3 protein-coding genes are annotated in these 3,814 nt (G+C 71.3%); 1 reads left to right on the top strand and 2 read right to left on the bottom strand.

What is annotated here, in order from left to right:
• Positions 1-62: 62 nt before the first annotated feature.
• Entirely contained in the window at positions 63-1,238 is a 1,176-nt protein-coding gene (locus tag ACTIFJ_RS15040; RefSeq protein ID WP_439534927.1) for an acetyl-CoA C-acyltransferase, read from the bottom strand.
• A gap of 11 nt (positions 1,239-1,249) precedes the next feature.
• Positions 1,250-1,588: a DMT family transporter gene (locus tag ACTIFJ_RS15035; RefSeq protein WP_439534926.1), complete on the bottom strand. Its 339-nt coding sequence runs from the start codon at positions 1,586-1,588 to the stop codon at positions 1,250-1,252.
• 66 nt (positions 1,589-1,654) lie between these two features.
• Between ACTIFJ_RS15035 and ACTIFJ_RS15030 the strand changes: the two genes are divergently transcribed.
• Complete coding sequence (locus tag ACTIFJ_RS15030) at positions 1,655-3,685, top strand: TonB-dependent receptor (protein WP_439534925.1); 2,031 nt, start codon at positions 1,655-1,657, stop codon at positions 3,683-3,685.
• Positions 3,686-3,814: the final 129 nt, after the last annotated feature.

The following is a 3,814-nucleotide window of genomic DNA, read 5'->3' as shown; positions in this document are numbered from 1 at the left end:
TGTTTGGCCCCCGGCACCACGTGGGGTTGGGGGGCCTGCGGCCCCAGCCGCCGGAGGCTCCCCTAAATCTCAAATAGCGCCGCCGCCCCCATGCCGCCGCCGACGCACATCGTCACCACCACCCGCTTCGCCCCGCGCCGTCGTCCCTCGATCAGCGCATGCCCGGTCAGCCGCGCCCCGGACATGCCGAACGGATGGCCGATCGAGATCGCGCCGCCATTGACGTTGAGCTTCTGGGGATCGATCCCGAGCCGGTCGCGGCAGTAGAGCACCTGCACGGCAAAGGCCTCGTTCAGCTCCCACAGGTCGATGTCGTCGACGGTCAGCCCGTGGCGGGCGAGCAGCTTCGGCACCGCCAGTACCGGCCCGATCCCCATCTCCTCCGGCCCGACGCCGGCCACGGCAAAGCCGCAGAAATGCCCGAGCGGCGTCAGCCCCCGCCGCGCCGCCTCGCTTGCCGACATCACCACGCAGGCGCTGGCGCCGTCGGACAGCTGCGAGGCATTGCCGGCGGTGACGAACCCGCCCTCCCGCACCGGCTTCAGCGAGGACAGGCCCTCGAGCGTCGTCTCCGGGCGGTTGCCCTCGTCGCGGTCGAGGGTGATCTCGGCATGGCCGGTGGTGGCGCCGCTCTTGTCGACGAGCCGGCGCCGCGCGGTCATCGGCACGATCTCGGCATCGAAGCGCCCGGCCGCCTGGGCGGCGGCGGTGCGCTGCTGACTCTGGAACGAATACTCGTCCTGCGCCGCGCGGCTGACCCCGTAGCGGGTGGCGACATGGTCGGCGGTCTCGATCATCGACCAGTAAAGTACCGGCACGGCAGCGGCGGCGATGGCGGACTGATAGCCGGTCATGTTCTTGTTCGGCATCACCAGGCTGACCGAATCGAGCCCGCCGGCCACATAGATGCCGTCCTCCCCGGCGCGGATGCGCTGCGCCGCCAATGCGATCGACTGCAGCCCCGAGGCGCATTTACGGTCGAGCGTCATCCCGGCGACGCTGACCGGCAGCCCCGCCGCCAGGGCGGCGACGCGCGCCACATTGTTGCCGACCGCGCCTTCCGGATGCGCGGCGCCCAGCACCACGTCCGACACATCCTCGCCCGCCACCCCTGCCCGGGCCAGCGTCGCGCCGATGACATGGGCAGCCAGCGTCGGCCCGTCGCAGTCATTCAAGGCGCCGCGATAGGCCTTGCCGATCGGCGTGCGCGCCGTGGCGACGATGACGGCTTCTTCCATGTGCAATTCCTTCAGATCGACTTGCCGGTTGCCGGCGTCAGCATTTGCAGGCCAAGGTAGCCGGCCAGCACCAGCGCCATGCACAGCATCTGCGGCCCGCTCAGCGTCTGGTCGAAGACGACGCGGCCGATAATCGCCACTGCGACGATCCCGACCCCGCACCACACCGCATAGGCAATGCCCAGCGGCAGCAGCTTCAGCGCCGGCGCCAGCGCCATGAAGCACAGGATGTAGGTGCCGATGGCGGCGGCGGCAAAACCCTTGTGGGCCAGCCCGTCCGACAGCTTGAGCAACGTCGTCGCCAGGATTTCCAGCCCGATTGCCACGCCCAGATATGCCCAACCACTCATCCCGTTTTCCCTCGCCCGTGGCCACTCGCTCTTGCCATCGCGGGTCGCCACTGTCCAATAAAGGCAATGGACCTTTCTCCCGCACTCCCCGCCACGGCCTCTGTCGCCCAGGTTTCCGAGATCATCGTCACCGGCCGGCCGCTGCCGCTGCCGCCCGGCGCGGCGGCCTACAGCAGCCTGACCATTGACCAGACCCGGCTGGCCAGCAGTGCCTCCGGACGGCTCGAAGACGCGCTGCGAGACATCGCCGGCCTCGCCAGCTTCCGCCGTACCGACAGCCGCAGCGCCAACCCCACCTCGCAGGGGCTGACGCTCCGTGCGCTGGGCGGCAACGCCGCGTCGCGTGCGCTGGTGCTGCTCGATGGCGTGCCGCTGGCCGATCCCTTCGCCGGCTGGCTGCCGTTCGCCGCCATCGATCCGGCGCGTCTGGCGGCGGCGCGGATCACCCGCGGCGGTGGCGGCGGCGCGTTCGGCGCCGGCGCGGTCGCCGGCACGCTGGACCTGACCAGCGCCGGACCCGAGAGCCTGTCGCCGTTCACCGCCTCGGTCGCTTATGGCAGCCGGGACAGTCTGGAGGCCAGCGCCGGCCTCGCCGTCCGCCTCGGCGGCGGCTTCGTCACCGCCAGTGTCCGCCATGACGAAGGCGACGGCTTTTTCCTCGTCCCCGCCGACCAGCGCGGGCGTGTGGACATCGCCGCTCCCTATCGGAGCACCGGTGGCTCGCTCCGCGCCGTCGTGCCGGTGGCGGCGCAGACCGAGCTTCAGGCCAGTTTCCGCGCCTTCACCGACCGCCGCACGCGCGGCGTCGCCATCATCGACAGTGGCAACAGCGGCGCCGACGCCAGCCTGCGCCTGCTGCATCGTGGTGCCTGGGCCGTCGACGCGCTGGCCTATGTCCAGACCCGCAACTTCACCAGCCGCTTCGCTGCGCTCGATGCCACGCGCAGCGTTGCCACCCCCAGCCTCGATCAGTTCAAGACCCCGGCCACCGGTCTCGGCGGCAAGATCGAGGTGCGGCCGCCGCTACCCTTCGATCTTCAGCTCGGCGTCGACTGGCGGCAGGCCAGCGGCACCACCAACGAATTCTTCCGTTACGCCGCCGGCCGCTTTGACGGCCTGCGCGAGGCCGGCGGCACCACCAGCACCGGCGGCGCCTATGCCGAGGCCAGCATCAATGTCGGCGAGACGCTCACCCTCACCGCCGGCGGCCGTATCGACCGCTGGCATATTGCCGAAGGCCGGCTGATCGAGTCGGTAATCGGCAGCGGCGCCGTCACCCAGGCGCTGGTCACCCCGCCCCGCAGCGGCACCCGTCCCACGGCGCGCGCTGGCGCCGTCTGGAAGCCGATCCCCTCGCTCGCCCTGCGCGGCGCCGCCTACACCGGCTTCCGCCTGCCCACCCCCAATGAGCTTTACCGCCCGTTCCGCGTCGGCCCGGACGCCACCGCTGCCAACCCGGCGCTGGAGATCGAGCGCGCCCGCGGCGTCGAAGCCGGGATTGACTGGCGGCCGCTGCCTTCGGCCCGCCTCAGCCTCACCGCCTTCACCAACCGGCTGGACGGCGCCATCGCCAACGTCACCGTCGCCAACGGTCCCGGCAGTTTCCCCCAGGTCGGGTTCGTCAGCGCCGCCGGTGCCTATCGCCAGCGCCGTAACCTGGACCGCGTCGACACGCGCGGTGCCGAGGCCGATGCCGCGCTCGATTTCGGCCCGCTCACCGCTACCCTGTCTGCCGCCTATGCCGATGCCCGGGTCCGCGCCTCGGGCACCGCGCTGGCGCTGGACGGCCTGCGCCCGGCCCAGAGCCCGACCACCAGCCTTGCCGCCAGCCTCATCTATACCCACCCCCGCTTCACGCTCGGCACCAGCGTCCGTCATACCTCGGCCGCCTTCGAGGACGATCAGAACCAGCGCCGCATCCCCCCGGCCACCACCGTGGACGCCACCGCCCGCATCAACCTCGCCTCCCAGGTCGCCCTCACCCTGCGCGGCGAGAACCTCACCGACACCCAGGTGGTCAGCGGCATCAGCAACACCGGCATCCTCGATCTCGCCCAGCCCCGGACCCTCTGGGTAGGCCTGTCATTCACCGGATAAAGGCCGCCCTCAGTCCCCCATTCACCCCGTCATCCCCCCACTCTTCCCGCTCCCCACTCCTCCCCGTCGCCCCGAGCTCGACCCGGGGCCCAGCCCCGAACCGCGCCGCCTCCCCCTAGCCAATGCAGA

It is taken from the genome of Polymorphobacter sp. (assembly GCF_051860865.1).
GTDB lineage: Bacteria > Pseudomonadota > Alphaproteobacteria > Sphingomonadales > Sphingomonadaceae > Sandarakinorhabdus.
Note: the sequence above shows the minus strand (reverse complement) of the source record. Positions and strands in the feature narration are given on the sequence as shown.

Bases quoted from the DNA above. Each gene is read 5' to 3' on its own strand.
- ACTIFJ_RS15040 (WP_439534927.1), bottom strand. From the start codon at position 1,238: ATGGAAGAAGCCGTCATCGTCGCCACGGCGCGCACGCCGATCGGCAAG.
- ACTIFJ_RS15035 (WP_439534926.1), bottom strand. From the start codon at position 1,588: ATGAGTGGTTGGGCATATCTGGGCGTGGCAATCGGGCTGGAAATCCTG.
- ACTIFJ_RS15030 (WP_439534925.1), top strand. From the start codon at position 1,655: ATGGACCTTTCTCCCGCACTCCCCGCCACGGCCTCTGTCGCCCAGGTT.